At 70.5% G+C, this 17,966-nt stretch carries 17 protein-coding genes and 1 pseudogene; 4 read left to right on the top strand and 14 right to left on the bottom strand.

The window, feature by feature from the left end:
* The first annotated feature begins 84 nt into the window (after positions 1 to 84).
* Positions 85 to 828: an aquaporin gene (locus VGC18_RS07410; RefSeq protein WP_331095828.1), complete on the top strand. Its 744-nt coding sequence runs from the start codon at positions 85 to 87 to the stop codon at positions 826 to 828.
* Positions 829 to 836: 8 nt separating this feature from the next.
* Here the strand turns inward: VGC18_RS07410 and VGC18_RS07415 are convergent, their stop codons facing one another.
* A complete protein-coding gene (locus VGC18_RS07415; protein WP_331095831.1) occupies positions 837 to 1,832 on the bottom strand; it encodes a stage II sporulation protein M in 996 nt (331 codons plus the stop codon).
* 17 nt (positions 1,833 to 1,849) lie between these two features.
* Between VGC18_RS07415 and VGC18_RS07420 the strand changes: the two genes are divergently transcribed.
* The gene (locus tag VGC18_RS07420) at positions 1,850 to 2,698 is read left to right on the top strand and encodes an RDD family protein (protein WP_331095833.1); all 849 of its coding nucleotides are present in this window, start codon (positions 1,850 to 1,852) and stop codon (positions 2,696 to 2,698) included.
* A 283-nt stretch (positions 2,699 to 2,981) separates the two neighbouring features.
* On the opposite strand, the gene ahcY is transcribed toward VGC18_RS07420, so the two are convergent.
* Positions 2,982 to 4,445, bottom strand: coding sequence for an adenosylhomocysteinase (gene ahcY, locus VGC18_RS07425; protein WP_331095835.1), 1,464 nt, complete (start codon positions 4,443 to 4,445; stop codon positions 2,982 to 2,984).
* Between the two features lie 69 nt (positions 4,446 to 4,514).
* Positions 4,515 to 4,730 (bottom strand): DUF3499 family protein, encoded by a 216-nt coding sequence (locus VGC18_RS07430; protein WP_331095837.1) that lies wholly within the window; start codon positions 4,728 to 4,730, stop codon positions 4,515 to 4,517.
* Positions 4,731 to 4,792: 62 nt separating this feature from the next.
* On the opposite strand from VGC18_RS07430, the gene VGC18_RS07435 reads away from it, so the two are divergent.
* Positions 4,793 to 5,230, top strand: coding sequence for a metallopeptidase family protein (locus tag VGC18_RS07435; RefSeq protein WP_331095839.1), 438 nt, complete (start codon positions 4,793 to 4,795; stop codon positions 5,228 to 5,230).
* A 222-nt stretch (positions 5,231 to 5,452) separates the two neighbouring features.
* Here the strand turns inward: VGC18_RS07435 and VGC18_RS07440 are convergent, their stop codons facing one another.
* From VGC18_RS07440 to galE, 11 genes are all read right to left on the bottom strand, one after another.
* Positions 5,453 to 6,925, bottom strand: coding sequence for a DUF5719 family protein (locus VGC18_RS07440; protein WP_331095841.1), 1,473 nt, complete (start codon positions 6,923 to 6,925; stop codon positions 5,453 to 5,455).
* Positions 6,918 to 9,749: a glycosyltransferase family 2 protein gene (locus tag VGC18_RS07445; RefSeq protein WP_331095843.1), complete on the bottom strand. Its 2,832-nt coding sequence runs from the start codon at positions 9,747 to 9,749 to the stop codon at positions 6,918 to 6,920. Before VGC18_RS07445 ends, VGC18_RS07440 begins: the two co-directional genes overlap by 8 nt.
* A gap of 74 nt (positions 9,750 to 9,823) precedes the next feature.
* On the bottom strand, positions 9,824 to 10,153 hold the full coding sequence (locus tag VGC18_RS07450; protein WP_331095845.1) for a WhiB family transcriptional regulator: 330 nt from the start codon (positions 10,151 to 10,153) through the stop codon (positions 9,824 to 9,826).
* A 220-nt stretch (positions 10,154 to 10,373) separates the two neighbouring features.
* Entirely contained in the window at positions 10,374 to 12,608 is a 2,235-nt protein-coding gene (locus tag VGC18_RS07455; RefSeq protein WP_331095847.1) for a heavy metal translocating P-type ATPase, read from the bottom strand.
* Positions 12,605 to 12,970 (bottom strand): heavy-metal-associated domain-containing protein, encoded by a 366-nt coding sequence (locus VGC18_RS07460; protein ID WP_331095849.1) that lies wholly within the window; start codon positions 12,968 to 12,970, stop codon positions 12,605 to 12,607. The genes VGC18_RS07455 and VGC18_RS07460 overlap by 4 nt, the downstream gene beginning before the upstream one ends.
* Before the next feature lie 111 nt (positions 12,971 to 13,081).
* Positions 13,082 to 14,050: a M56 family metallopeptidase gene (locus tag VGC18_RS07465; RefSeq protein ID WP_331095851.1), complete on the bottom strand. Its 969-nt coding sequence runs from the start codon at positions 14,048 to 14,050 to the stop codon at positions 13,082 to 13,084.
* 8 nt (positions 14,051 to 14,058) lie between these two features.
* Positions 14,059 to 14,436: a BlaI/MecI/CopY family transcriptional regulator gene (locus tag VGC18_RS07470; RefSeq protein ID WP_331095853.1), complete on the bottom strand. Its 378-nt coding sequence runs from the start codon at positions 14,434 to 14,436 to the stop codon at positions 14,059 to 14,061.
* Between the two features lie 62 nt (positions 14,437 to 14,498).
* The gene (locus VGC18_RS07475) at positions 14,499 to 14,750 is read right to left on the bottom strand and encodes a thioredoxin family protein (protein WP_331095855.1); all 252 of its coding nucleotides are present in this window, start codon (positions 14,748 to 14,750) and stop codon (positions 14,499 to 14,501) included.
* The gene (locus VGC18_RS07480) at positions 14,747 to 15,415 is read right to left on the bottom strand and encodes a peroxiredoxin family protein (protein ID WP_331095857.1); all 669 of its coding nucleotides are present in this window, start codon (positions 15,413 to 15,415) and stop codon (positions 14,747 to 14,749) included. The genes VGC18_RS07475 and VGC18_RS07480 overlap by 4 nt, the downstream gene beginning before the upstream one ends.
* Positions 15,415 to 16,350 carry a cytochrome c biogenesis CcdA family protein gene (locus VGC18_RS07485; protein WP_331095859.1) on the bottom strand — a complete coding sequence of 312 codons (936 nt, stop codon included), beginning with the start codon at positions 16,348 to 16,350 and terminating at the stop codon, positions 15,415 to 15,417. Before VGC18_RS07485 ends, VGC18_RS07480 begins: the two co-directional genes overlap by 1 nt.
* A 154-nt stretch (positions 16,351 to 16,504) precedes the next feature.
* The gene (galE, locus tag VGC18_RS07490) at positions 16,505 to 17,470 is read right to left on the bottom strand and encodes a UDP-glucose 4-epimerase GalE (RefSeq protein WP_331095861.1); all 966 of its coding nucleotides are present in this window, start codon (positions 17,468 to 17,470) and stop codon (positions 16,505 to 16,507) included.
* A gap of 209 nt (positions 17,471 to 17,679) precedes the next feature.
* Here galE and VGC18_RS07495 point away from each other — a divergent pair.
* Positions 17,680 to 17,966, top strand: a pseudogene (locus tag VGC18_RS07495) (AraC family transcriptional regulator); the annotation flags it as partial.

Below are 17,966 nucleotides of genomic sequence, written 5' to 3' on the forward strand. Positions count from 1 at the left end.
GACCTGCCACCCGCCCTCGCCGACCGCTACCTCGCTCTCAAGGCGGCCGGACGGCTCTGAGGAGGGAGGACTACTCTGGCTGCGATGACTGAAATCCGCGTGACCACGCATACCCTGTTCTCCCGTCTGGTCGCCGAGGCCTTCGGCACCTTCCTGCTGGTGTTCGGAATCGTCGGCACCGCGCTGTTCACCTCCGGCAACACGGGCATCCTCGGTGTCGCCCTCGCGGCGGGTCTCGCCGTGGCCGCAGGCGCCTTCGTCTTCGGCCCGGTCTCCGGGGCGCACTTCAACCCGGCCGTCACCCTCGCCGCGGCCGCGGCCGGTCGCATCCGCTGGCGCGAGGTCGTGCCGTACATCCTCGCCCAGCTCGTCGGCGGGATCGGTGCGTCCTCGCTGCTGTTCGCCATCTCCGCTGGCGGTCCGAGCGGATACCTCGCGAACGTCGTCAAGGGCGGCTTCGCGTCCAACGGCTACGGAGATCACTCCCCCGCGGGGTTCACCGTCGTCGCCGTGGTGCTCACGGAGTTCATCCTGACGACGCTGTTCGTCTACGTCGTGCTCGGCCTCACCCGCGGCGGTGCACCGGCCGCCGTCGCGCCGCTCGCGATGGGACTCGCGCTCACGCTCGTCTATCTCGTCGCCGTCCCGGTCAGCAACGCCTCGATCAACCCGGCCCGGTCGATCGCCACCGCGATCTACGGCGGCCCCACGGCTCTCGGCCAGCTGTGGGTGTTCATCCTGGTCCCGATCCTCGGCGCGCTCGTGGCCGGGTTCAGCTACCGTGCCCTGTTCGACCGCGCCCCGCTCGCGGGCGGCGACGCGGACTGAGGCTCCGCCTATCCGGCGACGATCCGGCGCGCTCCTGCCTCGAACTCGTTGAGGTCGCCGGTCTCGCCCGCGACCGCCGCGCGACGGCCGATGACCCATTGGTAGACCAGGAAGGCGCCGAGCGCGACCGTGCCGATGCCGATCTTGATCGCCCAGGGCCAGTCCTGCCGGGTGACGAAGCCCTCGATGACGCCGGAGACCAGGAGCGACAGGATGAGGCCGATCGCCACCGTGAACAGGGAGCGCCCCTCCTCGGCGAGCGCCTGCGCACGAGTCCTGGCACCGGGTGCGATCCAGGCCCAGAAGATGGCGAGCCCCGCCGCCCCCGCCACGAAGATCGAGTAGAGCTCCACCTGGCCGTGCGGGGCGATGTAGAGGAAGAAGATGTCGAGTCGCCCGTGTGAGGCCATCAGCGCCGCGGAGAGCCCGAGGTTCTGGGCGTTCGTGAACAGCAGGTACGGCGCATAAACGCCGGTGACGCCGAAGGCGATGCACTGCGCGGCGATCCAGGCGTTGTTGGTCCAGACCTGTCCGGTGAACGAGGACGGCGGATGCGCGGAGTAGTAGCCGACGAAGTCCTGCTCGACGAACTGCCTGCGCATCTCCTCCGTGCCGACGTTCGCGAGCACGCCGGGCGTGTCGAGCGCCCAGAGGGCGTACAGGGTCGCGATCACCACGGTCGCCGCGGCGACGGCCAGACAGAGCCAGCGGATACGGAACAGGGCCGCGGGCAGCTGAGCCCCGAAGAATCGCGGAAGCTGGCTGAGGATGTTGCTCCCGGCTCCCGTGAACCGCAGCCGGGCCCTCGACAGGGACAGCGAGAGCCGTTCCCCCTCCACGGATTGACCGGCCGTCGCCTTGATCGCCGAGAGCTGGCTCGCGCCGGACTGGTAGTGGTCGATGAGCGAGTCGGCCTCCTCGCCGGTCAGCCGATTTTTCGATCCGAGCCGGGCAAGCTCATCCCATTCATCGCGGTGAGCGGCAGAGTAGGCGTCGAGGTCCATCTGCTTAGATACTAGACATGGCCAGTCCCGCCGCGGCGTACGCGGCCTACGACGAGTCGGAGCTGATGACCGGCGAGGCGGTCGGCCTCGACCTGCGGCCGACCGGTTTTGTGCTCCGTGGTGCCGGCGCCGCCATCGACGTCCTCGTCTCCGTGGGCCTCCTCGTGCTCATCCTGCTCGCGGTCGACTCCCCCGCCTTCTCCGGGCTCCTCGACGACGCGAGCTCGGCGGCCGTCGGCCTCGCCGGAGTGATCTTCTGCATCGTCGTGGTCCCGACGGTCGTCGAGACGGCGACGCGCGGCAGGTCGCTCGGCCGGCTCGCGGTCGGCGCCCGCATCGTCAGGGACGACGGCGGAGCGATCGGGTTCCGGCAGGCATTCATCCGCGCCCTCGTCGGGGTGCTCGAGCTGTTCCTCACCGCGGGGGGCATCGCCGCGATGGTCGGCCTGCTCAGTGACCGGACGAAGCGACTCGGCGACCTGCTCGCGGGCACCTACAGCCAGAACGAACGGTTGCCGAGGGCCGCGAACCACCTCTTCGGTGTTCCGGCGGAGCTCAGCGGTTGGGCTGCGACAGCCGACGTCGCGAGGATGCCGGACGGACTGTCCCGGCGCATCACCCAGTTCCTCCGGCAGGCGTCCCGGCTCACCCAGGAGGCGCGCACCCGACTCGGGGCCGAGCTGGAGGCCGAGGCCTCCCGCTACGTCTCGCCCGTTCCGCCGGAGAGCCCGGAACTGGTCCTCGCCGCGATCGCGGCCATCCGTCGCGATCGCGAATACGCCGCCCTACGGCGACAGCAGGATGCTCTCGCCCGGCTCGAACCGGTCCTCACCGGCCTGCCGCACGGCTTCCCTGAGCGAACCTGAAGCTCTGGCTCTTGGAGCTCTTGCTCGTGGAACTCCGCCGCCCGCTCGCCTCGCCGGTCTTGCGCGGACACCACCGGTCCTCCGCGGTCCGCATCCGATCCCATCCCATCATGTCGGCTCAGGCCCATCCTGTCGGCTCAGGGCGTCCGGGTCGATGTCCTTCCTTTCGTCGTGTCACTTCATCGTGACGTCAGGATGAGGTGACACAACGAAAAAAAGTCGTTCGGACAGACGGGTGGACAGCGGACCGACGGACGACGGCGCCCGCCGCCGGGAACCCCGCTCAGTACCGGTAGTGGTCGACCTTGTACGGCCCGTCGGGGTCGACACCGATGTAGGCGGCCTGCTCCGGGGTCAGCCGGGTGAGCTTCACCCCGAGGGCGTCGAGATGCAGGCGGGCGACCTTCTCGTCCAGGTGCTTGGGCAGGGTGTAGACGGCGACCTCGTAGTTCTCACCGTGCACGTAGAGCTCGAGCTGCGCGAGCACCTGATTGGTGAACGAGTTGCTCATCACGAACGACGGATGCCCCGTGGCGTTGCCGAGGTTCATCAGCCGCCCCTCCGAGAGGACGAGCACACTGCGACCGGTTGGCAGGCGCCACTCGTGCACCTGCGGCTTGATCTCCACCCTCTCGGCGCCGGGCAGCGACTCGAGGCCGGCCATGTCGATCTCGTTGTCGAAGTGGCCGACGTTCGCCACGATCGCCAGGTGCTTCATGCCGAGCAGGTGGTCCACCGTGATCACGTTCTGGTTGCCCGTGCCGGTCACGAAGATGTCGACGTCACCGACGACGTCCTCGATGGTCGTCACCTGGAAGCCGTCCATCGCCGCCTGGAGCGCGTTGATCGGGTCGACCTCGCTGACGATCACGCGCGCGCCCTGGCCCTTCAGCGCCTCGGCAGCGCCCTTGCCGACGTCCCCGTAGCCGGCGACGAAAACGACCTTGCCCCCGATGAGCACGTCCGTCGCCCGGTTGAGGCCGTCCGGCAGGGAGTGGCGGATGCCGTACTTGTTGTCGAACTTCGACTTGGTGACCGAGTCGTTGACGTTGATCGCCGGGAAGAGCAACCCACCGGACCGCTGCAACTCGTAGAGCCGATGCACGCCGGTCGTGGTCTCCTCCGTGACACCCAGGATGTCGTCGGCGATCGTCGTCCACCTGTCCGACGAGGTGGCGAGGGAGTCGCGGAGCGTGTCGAGGACGACGCGCCACTCGTGGCTGTCGCCATCCGCCGCATCCGGGACCGCTCCCGCCAGCTCGAACTCGCGCCCCTTGTGCACGAGCATCGTGGCGTCGCCGCCATCGTCGAGGATCAGGTTGGGCCCGGTCGCACCCTCCGCGCTCCAGTCGAAGATCTGGTTCGTGCACCACCAGTATTCCTCGAGGCTCTCCCCCTTCCAGGCGAAGACGGGTGCGCCCGCCGGGGCATCCGGGGTCCCGGTCGGACCGACCACGATCGCGGCGGCGGCCTCGTCCTGCGTCGAGAAGATGTTGCAGCTGGCCCACCGCACCTGGGCGCCGAGGGCGACGAGCGTCTCGATGAGGACCGCCGTCTGCACCGTCATGTGGATGCTGCCGGCGATGCGCGCACCGGCCAACGGCTGCGAGGGCCCGAACTCCTCGCGCAGGGCCATGAGACCGGGCATCTCGTTCTCGGCGAGCCGGATCTGGTGGCGGCCCGCCTCGGCGAGCGAGAGGTCACGGACCTTGAACGGGACGGCGGTTCCGGTGGATGCGAGAGTCATGGTCCCATTGTCGCAGCCGCGGACGAGCGTCGCAGCCGAACGGGACCGTGCCGCGGCTCCCGGATGCGCTCAGGCGCCGAGGCTGCCGAGGGAGACGTGCCGCATGACCTGCCAGCCCTGGGGGACCGAGAGCCGATCGGCATGCTTCTCGCAGAGGTCGTAGCTGTGCGGTTCGGCCCTGCGGCTCAGCGGACCGAGCACCGCCATCGAATCCGCGTACACGTAGGTCAGCGTCGCCACCGCGTCGTTTCCGCACGCGACTTTGCTGCAAGGCCTGCCACTCATTTGCCTCCACCCTAGTCACGGCGGGCGGCTCCGCACGACGCCTCGCCGGATAGAATCGATGGATGGTGCGCTCCAGAGGGGTCCGTCCCTCTGCACGACCCGGCTGGCGCGACCGCCACGGCCGCGGCATCCGCTCCTCCGTGACCGGCCCGCATCTGCCGCCGCTGACCACCCGCCTGGATGTCTTCGACATGACCGTCGCCTCCACCGCCGAGTACCTCAAGGACATGTGGCCGGACGAGCTGGCCAGCGTGAGCTTCGAGGTCGCCGGGCTGCCGAGCGAGATCCGTCCGGGCGGCGGCATCGACCGCTGGCGGGTGTCCGTGCCGGAGCGACGGGTGACCCTGTATCGGCTCCCGATCGAACGGCTCGCCCGTCTGCACCGCCACGACGAGATGCACCGGCGGATGCTCATCGAGAGCTGCGTCTTCCGCGCCGTCGCCGAGCTGCTCGGCAAGGACCCCTGGGACCTCGCCCCCGAGCGCTTCCGCCACCTCTAGCGCCCGGCCCGCCGGCCGTCCCATCCCATCCCGGCCTCTCCCGGCCCGTCCCGGCCCGCCGCGGCCCACCGCAGCCCACTCAACTGTCACGAAACGCTCACCGGGGCGGCCCAGCCGACCGTTCGTGACAGGTGACCGGAGGAACCGGAGGGGGCGGGTGAACCGGAGGAGCGGGCGCACTACAGAGCCGCAGAGGGTCGGCCAGGAAAGGGAAGGGCCGGCTCAGGGGTAGATGGTGATGGGCTGCGAGGCCGGGGCCGAGGGACTCACCGTGAAACCGGACAGCTGCCCGTCCCCGAGGTAGCTGACGGCCAGGTCGAGGGAGTCGAAGCCGGTCACGGTGTAGGTGGCGGAGGCGACGAGCGGCCTGCTGACCGTCTTTCCCCCGGGCACCGTGACTGTCACGGAGGCGCCACCGGTCTGCCGGATGGTCGCCGTCGTCTGCTTTGTGGTCGGGTTGGCCAGGTGCAGCACCGGCGCCGGGCCGGGGGCTACGGCCACCAGGGCGCGGGAGCCGATGGCGGATGCGGAGGACAGCCAGGCGAAGTCGCTCTGCTGCTCACTGCCGACCGTCGATACCCGGGCGCCGGCGACCACCGGCTGGTCGGAGGCGATAGTGACCGTGTAGGTGCCGTCCGGGAACGAATCGAGCGGCACATCCGTCACCACTCCCGGCTCGATGTCGACCAGCACGGTGGTCGGGGCCGTCGTCCCGGTCTCGGGGACCACGCTGAGGTCGATCTTGGCCTCCTTCGTGCCGGGCACGAAGACCCGCACGACCGTGCGCAGGTCCGAGAAGCCCGGCTCGGCCTCCCTGGCCGCGGTCGCAGCGGAGCCCGCCATGACCAGCCCGGGAATGACGGTGTTCATCGATGGACCGGCGCTCGCTCCGACGATGTCGAGACCACCGGGTTCGAGGGTGCGAACGGTGCTCTGCTGCAGGCTGGCGACGATCTGGCCGCCCCTGCTCTGCACCCGCACGACCGGAGAGGTCGCACCTGGCGCGAAGCCCGCGAGCGACAGCACCCGCTGCGCCCCCGGCGGGACGACGATGCCGTCCGTGCCCGCGGCGGCCACCGGCCCCGACTCGGTGAAGATGGTCAGCGAGACGGTCGCGATCACGTTGCTCGGATTGCTCAGGCTGATCAGCGTGGTGCGCCCGGTGTCGGTCGCGCCGCCGACGAGCCAGCTGTCGCTCGAGCCCTCGGAGCATTCCGCGGAGGCGAGACCGACGAGGTCGCCGGTGTTGAGCACCTGGGTCTGGCTGCCGCCGAGCAGCGGAATGGTGCTGCCCTGACCGGAGGCGGGCGGAAGCGTCAGCAGCTCCGGGGCGAGGCCGGAGGAGTTGTCGGTGGCGGACAGCTCCGCGGCCGTCGCGCGGCCCGCCGTCTGGCCGTGGCGGACGGTCGGCTGCCCGACGGAGGAGACCGTCGTCGCATCCTGACCGGCATCGTTTCCGAGCCGGAGCATGGGGCCCGCACACACCCGCTGCTGCGGGGCGGCGACGGGCGTGACCTCGACGGACCGCGGCGCAGCAGTGTGAGAGGGCAGCGGAAGCCAGGTGGCGGCCGCGATCGTCGCCGCGGCGGCCACCGTTCCGATCGCGCCGGCGAGGATGCGCGCGCCGACCACCACGGCCCCCCGCCCGCGACGGGTTACCGGAGCGGCCTGCGGATCGGTGCGCGGATCAGACATGATCGTCCTCGTCGAAGGTGTCGACCGGCTCGCCAGCCACGGACCCGCTGACGGTCGCTCGCTTGCGCCTGCCCACCGTCGGGATCCCGAGCAGGAGGGTCAGCCCGAAGACGATGCCCTGTCCGATGAGGATCCCGAGCCCGAGAGGCGTGCCCGTGTTGGAGGCGTGCTCTGTCGTCGTTGCGCCGTCCGGAAGGTCGTCGTATCGCCAGAGCAGGCCGTTCGCGGTGCTGCCGACCGGGGAGAAGAGCGGATTGCTGTCGAGGGCGTCGGAGGCGCGTTGCCGCACGGCGGCGTTCTCCTGGCTCGGGGTGAGCACCACGAACCCGACGCCGAGCCTGCGCAGCTCGGTGCCGGCGTCATACCCGCTGTGGGAGGCGAGGTTGCCCGCGAGGGTCGCCAGCCTGCGCTCGGCCGGGCTGATCCCCGTGGCGGTCGCGGCCAGGGTCGACTGGTCGTCGAGAGTCGTGCCGGTTCCCCGCTCGAGGGTCGCGGACAGCCGTCCCTCCGGCTCCGGGGTCAGGACGAGCGTTCCCACCCCCTGGTCGTCCTGCGCCTCGGCGGTGACCACCGCCGGAAGGATCCGGCCGGCCGGCTGAACCGTGGCGGTGCCGGAGTACACAACACCGAGCAGGGGGACGACCACGAGGACCGAGACCACCCCGGTGAGAGCGGCAAGCGGGATGGATGCGCGACCGAGCGCATCGAGACCGACCAGCAGGCTGGCGACGATCCCCAGCCAGAACAGGCTCAGCGCGGCGCCAGGCCACAGTGGCACCGCCGTCGGACCGACGCTGGCCACCTGGACGTGCACGGCGGCGACGGCGCTCACGTAGCCGAGGAAGGCGATGAGCATGGCCGGGATGGCCCTGCGGGAACCGGGGACGAAGAGGGCCGCGAGGGCGAGGATGCCGATCGGTGCGAGCAGGGCGGCGACCACGATGAGCGGCGCGGAGGTCCCGAGGGCGAAGGGCTCGAGGGCCGCACTCCAGCCGTGCAGGCCGGAACCGGGGGCGGCGAGCGCCAGGTGGAGGCCGGAGACCTCCGCACCGCCGACCGGCACACCAGGCTCGGCGAGCAGCCCGAGCGGGTTCCCCCTGACCACCTGCTGGACCACGAGCGGGGCGAAGAGGGCGATGGCGGGGACGGGGATCCAGATCGAGCGATGGATGCTCTTCGGCCGGGCGGCCATGAGGGCCAGCCAGCAGAGCACAAGAGCGGGCACGAGCAGCGGTGCGGAGGCCGCCGTCGCCGCGAACAGCAGGGCGGCACCGGCGGCGGAGGCCCAGGAGCGCGCCGAGGAGAGGCCGGTGAGCAGCAGCCAGGGCAGCAGCAGATGGGCGATGGTGGCACCGAGGTGGCCGGAGGTGACCGATCCGAGCAGCGGCGGCGCGACGGCCCACAGCAGGGCGGCGACGGCCGGCAGCCAGGGCCGCTCCGTGATGCGCCTGGCCGCGAACCAGGCGCCGAGGGCGGCCAGCGGCATCGCCAGCACCGAGAGGAGGACCAGCGAGGTCGACGGCGACCAGAAGGTGAGGGAGCCGAGCACCGCGAGCACGGAGGCGAAGGGGTCGGCCGCGCCGACGAAGCCGGTCCCGATGTCGCGCCAGCCGTACCCGACGTGCGACCAGAGTTCCTGGACCGTTCCGCTCAACGGTGCCAGCGTGCCACCGGTCAGGCCGGAGGCGCCGAGCACGGGCCCGAAGACGATCGCCCCGACGGCCGCGGCCAGGAGGACGACCCACAGCCCGCCGTGGGCGACGAAGCCGGCGCGCGTGCTGTCCTGGGTCACGACCACCGGTTGGCGAAGCTGCTCCCTCGCCTGGCCGCGACGCTCCCGCACCTCGGCCGGCGGCATCCGCAGTGGGGCGACCGACGCCCAGCCGAGGCGGCGGGCGGACCTCAGGGCGCGACGCGCCGCTCCGACACCGGTTCGTCCGAAGGCGACGGCGAACGCCGACGACAGCTCTCCGCCGATCGCACCGGGGCGCTTGGCGGCGAGCTGCCCGATGGAGCGGAGGATGGCCAGCGGAACCAGCGACAGCCAGTGCACCGGGACGGCGGCACCCGGCGCGTAGGCGAGACGCCGATGCAGCTGCGCGGTCCTCGCGATCCTGGCCCGTCGGCCGGCGGACACCGATCGCCTGCCGAACTGCTCCGGACCGCCGATGCTCGCGACCTTCGCACCCGGGACGACCACGACCCGGTAACCGGCGAGCCGCGCCCGGATGGAGAAGTCGAGGGAGGCGTCGACACTGGGCAATCCGGGGTCGAAGCCGCCGAGGGCCGCCCAGACCGAACGGCGAACGAGCATGCCGCCGGCCGCGACACCGAGCACGTCGTCCTGGACGTCGTGCTGGGCCTGGTCGAGCTCGCCCTCGACGAGATTGATGGATGCGCCGAAGCGGGTGATCGTCTCGCCGAACTCCGCGATGACGTCCGGCTGGTCCCAGCGCATGAGCTTGGGTCCGGCGACCGCGACCGAGGGCGCGATCTCCACCGCGCCGAGGAGCTGTTCGAGGGCGGCGGGGTCGGGGGCGTTGTCGTGGGCGAGCAGCCAGAGCCACTCGTTGTCGGCCGCCGCGGGTGCGGCGACCCGCATGGCGTGCGAGATCGCCCCGCCGAAGGTCGTCCTGCCCGGCGCGGCGACGAGCTGGGCGGGACCTGCGGCCGCGAGGAGGTCGGCGCTGCCGTCGGCGGACGCCACATCGACGGCGATCACCGAGTCGGGGGGTCTGGTCTGCGCGGAGAGGCCGGAGAGGGTGCGCTCAAGGTACGCCGCCCCTGAATGGGCAACGAGTATCGCAGTGACTCTCGCTTGCATCTGGTCGAGACTAAAGCCGCGCGACCTTCAGCGTCGACAGGACACGCGCGAAGGCGGTTCTGGAGAGCAAGCTCTCAGGCGCGCTTGCGCAGCTTCCGGCGCTCGCGCTCGGACAGGCCGCCCCAGATGCCGAAGCGCTCGTCGTTCTGCAGCGCGTACTCGAGGCACTGCGATCGAACCTCGCAGGAGGCGCAGATCTTCTTCGCGTCCCTGGTCGAACCGCCCTTCTCGGGAAAGAACGCCTCGGGATCCGTCTGGGCGCAGAGCGAATCGGCCTGCCAGGCGAGGGCGTTGTCGTCGGTCGCCGGGCGCACCCCGGGGACCCCGAGTCGCACCGGATCGATGAACCAGTCTTCCGGCACCGCACGCCCCGATGCGGCACCGCGGTGGTCGTCGATCGCCATAGCACAGTCTCCCCTCCGCGCCGCCTACGGCATGCGCAACGCGTTAGAGATAATTACACCGGTGTAGTTACTCCGAAGTCAAGTCGCAAATCGTAAAGGCTCAATCTGGCATCGAGAGTTCACGACGCGCCGAACGGCGAGAATGACGACAGCAAATTCTGCCCCGGATCTCAAATCGAGCCGTCGCCTCGGCGTGTCGGTCCACCCCCGTTCGCGTGGATCAGCGCCGCGCCCCGCGGAAGCCCCGCAGCCGCAGGCTGTTCGTCACCACGAACACCGAGGACAGGGCCATCGCGGCCCCGGCGATCAGCGGGTTGAGCAGGCCGAGCATCGCCACCGGGATCGCGGCGAGGTTGTACGCGAAGGCCCAGAACAGGTTGCCCTTGATGATGCCGAGCGTTCGCCTGGCGAGCCGGATCGCGTCGGCGACGACAACGAGGTCGCCGCTCATGACCGTGATGTCGCTCGCGGCGATCGCGGCATCCGTTCCCGCGCCCATGGCGATGCCGAGATCGGCCGCGGCGAGGGCCGCGGCGTCGTTGACCCCGTCGCCGACCATCGCGACGACGCGTCCGGCCGCCTGGAGCTCGCGGATCGTCGCCAGCTTGCCGGCGGGGGTGACCCCGGCGTGGACCTCCTCGATGCCCACCTCGGCGCCGATGGCCTCCGCCGCTCCGCGATTGTCGCCGGTGAGGAGGATCGGCCTCAGCCCCAGCCGGGCGAAGCGCGCGACCGCGTCCGCACTGCTGGGCTTGGCGGTGTCGCTGACCACGATCAGTCCGACCACGGCCCCGTCGGCGGCGACGACGATCGCCGTCATGCCAGCCGACTCGGCCGTTGCCAGCTCCGCCCGGATCTCCTCCGGCAGCACGACGGCCGGCTCTGCCGCCAACCAGGCCCCGCGACCGACGGCGACGTCCTGGCCGTCGATCACGGCGCGCACGCCGGCTCCCTGGACGGAGACGAATCCCTCCGCGCCGGTGACCGGGATGGCGCGCCGTTCCGCGGCCGCGACGACGGCACGGGCCACCGGATGCTCCGAGCCGTGCTCGGCCGCCGCCGCGAGTCGCAGCAGCTCCGCCTCGGTCGTCGTCCCCGCCGTCCGGAGGGAGACGACGGTCATCAGGCCGGTGGTGAGCGTTCCGGTCTTGTCGAGCACGATGGTGTCGATGCGACGGGTCTGTTCGAGAACCTGTGGTCCGCGCAGCAGGATGCCCAGCTGGGAACCCCGCCCCGTGCCGACGAGCAGGGCGGTCGGCGTGGCCAGCCCGAGGGCGCACGGGCACGCGACGATGAGGGTGGCGATGCCCGCGGTGAAGGCCGAGGTCAGCGAGCCGTCGAGGAGAAGCCAGCCGAGGAAGGTGAGGACGGCGAGGCCCAGGACGATGGGGACGAACACCGCGGACACCCGGTCGGCGAGACGCTGTGCCTCCGCCTTCCCGGTCTGCGCCTCTTCGACGAGGCGGCCGAGGCGCGCCAGTTCGGTCTCCGCTCCGACGCGGGTGACCTCGACGACGAGGCGACCGCCGACGTTGAGTGTCGCGCCGACCACCCGGTCGCCCCCTCCGACCTCGACGGGGACGGACTCGCCGGTGAGCATGCTCGCGTCCACCGCCGAGACCCCCTCGACAACGAGGCCGTCGGTGGCGATCTTCTCTCCGGGTCGGACCACGAACCGGTCCCCCACGGCGAGCGCGGCGATCGGCACCCTCGACTCGACCCCGTCGCGGAGCAGGGCGGCGTCCTTGGCCCCGAGCGCCAGCAGCGCCCGCAGGGCCGCGCCGGAGTCGCGTTTGGCCCTGGCCTCGATGTAGCGCCCGGCGAGGATGAACACGGTGACCGCGCTGGCGACCTCCAGATAAATCTCATCGCCCGCACCCGGCCGGCTGACGAACGAGAACGTCATGCGCATGCCACGCATCCCGGCGTCCCCGACGAAGAGCGCATAGAGCGACCAGCCGAATGCCGCGACGACGCCCAGGCTGATCAGGGTATCCATCGTCGTCGCGCCGTGCCTGGCATTCACCCACGCGGCCCGATGGAACGGCCAGGCGCCCCAGACGGCGACCGGCGCGGTGAGGGTGAGCGCCAGCCACTGCCAGTTGGCGAACTGCAGCACCGGGACCATCGACAGGAGCACAACCGGGGCGGCCAGGATCGCCGAGATCAGCAGCCGGCGGCGCAGGGCCGCCGTTCCGTCGTCGGCGACGATCGCGCCGTCCGCGGCCACGGCATCCGGGGGCGCAGGCACCTCTGCGGTGTAGCCCGCCGCCTCGATCGCCGCGATGAGGGTATCGGTTCCGATGCCGTCCACGACGTGCACCTTCGCCTTCTCCGTCGCATAGTTCACGCTCGCCTCGACGCCGTCGATCCGGTTGAGCTTGCGTTCGATGCGCGTCGCACAGGATGCGCAGGTCATGCCCCCGATGTCGAATTCGACGTCGGTGAGGCTCATCGGGAGGCGTCCACCAGCGTGTAGCCCGCTTCCTCGATCGCCGCGGCGACGGAGGCCCGGTCGACGGGAGCCGCGCTTCCGACGGTGACCGTGGATGCTCCGCCCGGGTTCAACGAGACGGTCACGCTCTCGACGCCGTCGACCTCCGAGAGCTCCTCCGTGACGCTCGCCACGCAGTGCTCGCAGGTCATCCCCGAGACGAGGTACTCGGACGAGACGATCGAGGCCGTGGCGCTCTCGACGCGCTCCGCGGCATTCGCACCGCAGGTGCATCCCTCCCCGCCGCATCCGCCGCCCTGGTGACCCGCGGAGTTCTTCCCGGTGAGGCCGAGGTCGGTGAATCCTGCGTCTGTGGTGGTCATGGTCGTGCTCCCTTGTGTTGCGTGATTCCTCTGAGATACGGCGCGCACGGTGCGCGCCCTATACCCCCCAGGGGTAATTTACCCCGCCACGGTCCCGCGGGCAACATCGACTCAGCGGGACTGGCAGGCGACGTGAGAGACCGAGTCGGAGGGGCAGTACTGCATGCTTCCCATCATCGGGCTCGAGACCAGGGCGACCAGCAGCGGAACGACGAGGAGAAGGGCCGTGGAGACGAGCGCGAGGACCGTCCGCGACCTGCCGAGGGGCGACGGGTCGGAGACGAGCCGGCGGACGCGCCTCACGGCCGAGACCTCTGCCGCGCCGAGGGCCGCGGCGGGCGTCATACCGTGCTCGCCCAGCCGCACCAGGGCGGTGGCGACGGTGAGCCGGCCGTTCGTCGAGGCGGCGTCGTCGTCGGCGACCATCTCGACGAGCCGGGTGATCGCCGTCCTGGCCTCCCGGAAGAGCGGCACCCGTGGGAAGGCCCGGTCGAGCGCCCTCGCGGCCGCGAGCACCAAGTGGTGATGGCCGCGCAGATGCGCGCGCTCGTGCGCCATGACCGCGGCGAGCTGGCCGCCATCCAGCGCCTCGATCGCGGCGCTCGTCAGGACGACCTGGCTGCCGCGACCCGGCAGGCAGTAGGCCGCCGCCGCGGGATGGTCGATCACGAGGGCGCCGAGGTCACGGCGATGATGGGCGATGAGCCTCAGCCCGAGCACGTGGGAGCGGCGCAGCCGGGAGGACTCGATCAGCCCCCTGGCGGCACAGTAGAGCAGCCGCGCGAACAGGCCCAGGGCGATCGCCGCCGCCGCGGAGCCGAGCACGACGCCCGCGGGCGTCGAGTAGCGATGCCGGAAGGCCATCGCGCAGGCCCCGAGGAGATCAACGAGGTTCAGCGACCAGGCGGAGGACGGCACGGCCAGGGCCGCGCTGCCCAGGACCACCGAGAGGACGGCGGAGGCGCTGAGCGCCTGCCACGCCCCGATGCCGATGCGGGGCGACGACTCGAGCCAGGCGATCCGCTTCAGCACGACGGGGCCGAGGAAGAGGAGCAGGAGGGCGAGTGTGACGAGCGCCACGGCGGGAATCATGGCCGGGCGTCCGGGGTCCGGCGTCCGTCGAGCGCCTCGCGGAGCCTGGCGACCTCATCCGGATCCATCTGCTCCAGGAAGTGCACGAGGGTCGTCGTGCGATCGTCCGCCCCGGCCAGGACATCCCCCATGATGCTCGCCGTGTACTGCTCGCGGGTCTCCACGGCACGGTAAAGGTAGGCCCGGCCATCCTTCTCCCGGGTGAGCAGGCCCTTGCTGTGCAGGTTGTCCATGACCGTCATCACCGTCGTATAGGCCAGCGGGCGATCGCTCTGCAGGTCTTCGAGCACCTCACGAACGGTCGTGGCACGCCCTCCCGCCCAGATCCGGTCCATCACGACCTGTTCGAGGTCGCCGAGACTGCGCACCACCACGATCCTCTTTCTCCGCCGTACGGCCGATTCAACTACCCCTCATAGTAGCTTTGCCCGCGCGGTCAGGCCTGCTCGATGAGCCGCTTGCGCAGCTTCTTCTCAGGGAGCCGGCCGTAGCTGAACATCGCCCCGTCGAGGAGGACTCCCGGCGCGAACAGCACTCCGTTCTCGGCGGCCAGCGACCTCCCCTCGTCCGACTCCAGCGACACCTCCTGGATCTGCAGCGGGAACTCGTCGGCCAGCCGGGTCAGCGCGGCCTTGGCCTGGTCGCAGGAGGCGCAGGAGCCCTGCGTCAGAAGGGTGATCGTGGTCATGAGGTCCGTCCCGTCTTGATGTCCGCCAGCAGGTCCGCGACGGATACGTACATGGTGTAATTCGGTGCGCCGCCGTAGTCGCCGCGCCAGTGGATGGTGCCGTCGGGTCCGACGAGGATGAAGCTGTGGCCGGCGCGGGAGTCGCCCATCATGCCGTACTTGTCGGCCCCGTACTGACGAATCACGTCCATCTTCGTGTCGGCCAGTCCGATGGCGGTGAGCTTGTCATCGTTCATCTTCTGGGCGATGAGGTTCACCGGTCCGCTCGTGATGGTGAGCAGATCGTCGATCCCCGCGGCGCGCAGCTTGGCCGTCGCCTTGTCGAGGTCGCGGATCTGGTCCCAGCAGGGCTGGCAGCCGATGCCCTCGTGGAAGAAGAGCAGCACCGACTTGCCGCGGTAGTCGCTGAGCTGCACCGTCTTGCCGTCGGTGGACTCCAGCGAGAACGGCGGAGCCGGGGTTCCCGGGCCGGGATCGCCGACGACGTAGGTGGGATGCGCATCCGCCGTGTGCACCGCCGCCGACGTGTGCTGCGGGGGCAGCAGGAGCCAGAAGGCCCCGAACATGATGGCGAGGACGCCGACGGTGATGATCGCGGGGAGGTAGGAGCGGCGCTTCAGCGGCACGACCTTCTGCCTCTTGCGCTTCTGTGCTGATGACACCATTACTTCGTCTCCTCGGTGACCTGATGATCGTGATGATGGTGGTGGTCCGCGGACGGCACCTCCGGCGGATCGGTCGCTGCGCCGGATGCCTGCGGGGAGCGGGAGCGGACGGCCGCCCAGACGACGGCCACCAGCGCGACCAGCACGATGAGCGCCGTGAGCCATCCGGGCAGGAAGGAGAGGGACTGCTGGACGACCGCGGCGACGTGCCCGAGGAAGGCCGTGATCTGCACCTGCCAGCCGTCCGCCGACATGCCGGGTCCGCGCACCGCGATGACGACCGTGAGGATGCCCATCGCGAGCATGATCACGGCGGAGAGCACCGTTCCGATGGGAAGCCGACGGCCGCGGCCGACCGGAATCGTGCGGCCGGTGAACAGGGCGCTCTTGCCCCAGTCCCTCCTGTCCCAGACCAGGGCGAGGATGCACAGGGGCGCGACCATCCCGAAGACGTAGGCGATCCCGGAGATCGCGGCGGCGGGGAAGGAGGATGCCGCACCCGACATCGCGGCCACCCCGGCGAGGACGGGAGCGCAGCAGGCGCTGGCCGCGCCGGAGAACACCCCGAGGCCGTAGACGGAGCCGATGCCCTTGCCGCCGCTTCCGCTGCCGGAAGGCATCGGCAGCATCATCTTCCAGCCGGCGAAGGTGGCGATGCCGGCTGCCATCATGAGGAGGCCGACCGCGCCGAAGATCCAGAAGTGGTACTGGGCGAGCGCCCGGCTGATGAGCGCGGCGCCCAAAGCGATGGGGAGGATGATCGTGCCGACGCCGGCCGCGAACACCACTGTCATCCAGAGGATCTGGCTGCGGCGCTGGAAACTGGACGCGAAGAACGCCGGCAGCATCACGGAGACGCAGCAGGGGGCGAACAGCGCGACGACCCCGCCGAGGAAGGACGCGAGGATCGTGGACGAGAGCAGCAATTGCCCCATGGGTCTGGCTCCGATCGGTGACGGACTCTACTAGGGACGATAGTAATACTATGTGGCCTAGTAGAGCTGGGAGTTCACCGCATTGCCGGCTCCGCGCTTTTCGGGTCGCCGAGATCCCGGTCGACGACAGACCGGAGGGAAAGGAGACGGGCGGCTAGACCAGGTGAGCGCGGCGGGCTTCCCACGCGCTCGACACCATCTCGGCGAGCGTGTGGCGCATCCGCCAGTCGAGGTCGCGGGCGGCCAGGTCCCCCGCCGCCACGATCCTCGCGGGGTCGCCCGCGCGCCGCGGGGCGATCTCCGGCGTGAACGGGATGCCGGTCACCTCGGCGACGGTCGACATGATCTCGCCGACGGAGACGCCGTCGCCGCTGCCCAGGTTGTACGCCGTCTCGAGCGGCTCGCCGGCATCCAGTCGCCTGGCCGCCGCGACGTGGGAGACGGCCAGATCGGCCACGTGGATGTAGTCACGCACGTTCGTGCCGTCGGGGGTCGGGTAGTCGTTGCCGTTGATCCTGGGGGTCTTGCCGGCGACGAGCGCCTCGAAGACGAGCGGGAAGAGGTTGTGCGGACTCGTGTCGTAGACGTCGGGGTCGCCGGAGCCGACGACGTTGAAGTACCGCAGCGAGGTGTGCCGAAGGCCCGTGGCGATGGCCTGATCCCGCAGCAGCCACTCGCCGATCAGCTTCGACTCGCCGTACGGCGACTGCGGGCTCTTCGGGGTGTCCTCGGTGACGAGGTCGACGTCCGGCGTCCCGTACACCGCGGCGCTCGAGGAGAAGACGATGCGATCGACTCCCCTGTCCTGCATGGCGGCGAGCAGGGTCGCCGTGCCGGTGACGTTCTGCTCGTAGGTGTGCAGGGGTCGTTGCACGGAGACGCCGGCGTACTTGAACCCCGCGACGTGGATGACGCCGGTCACCTCGTGCTCGTCGATCGTCTCGATCAGTCGCCGGCCATCCAGGATCGACGCCTGCACGAAGGGGACAGCGGCCGGGACGAAGCTCTCGTGGCCGCTGGACAGGTCGTCGAGGACGACCGCCTTCAGGTTCGCGTCGAGCAGTGCCCGCACCACGTGCGCGCCGATATAGCCGGCGCCGCCGGTCACAAGCCAGGTCATGCCATAAGGCTAGCGCTGGTGCCGGGTCGGCTGCCGCCGGTAGCCGTCGCGGCGCACCGTGAGCACCGTGCCCACTACCGCCCACACCGACAGCGCCACGAGCAGGAGGAGAAAGATCATCATGGCAGCAAATCTATGGATTGCCTTTTTCTGCCACCACTGGCAGGCTTGCCATGATTCGTCCATTTCCAGCCAGCTAAGGAATCCCGATGCTCAACAAGGTCGTCCTTCTCGCCGTCCCCGGCGTCGCCCCCTTCGAGTTCGGTGTCGTCTGCGAGGTCTTCGGCATCGACCGGTCCGACATGGGAGGCCCCGCCTTCGACTTCGCCATCGCGACGGCGACCCCCGGTCCGGTCAGGACGAGCCTCGGCTTCGACATCATGGTCGAGCACGCTCTCGACATCGCTGCGGATGCCGACCTCGTCGCCGTTCCCGCCCACGGGCTCGGGCCCGTCGACGAGGCCTACCTCGAGGTGATCCGCGCCGCCGAGGCGCG

It is taken from the genome of Lacisediminihabitans sp., assembly GCF_036404185.1.
In the GTDB taxonomy this organism is placed as follows: Bacteria; Actinomycetota; Actinomycetes; order Actinomycetales; family Microbacteriaceae; genus Lacisediminihabitans.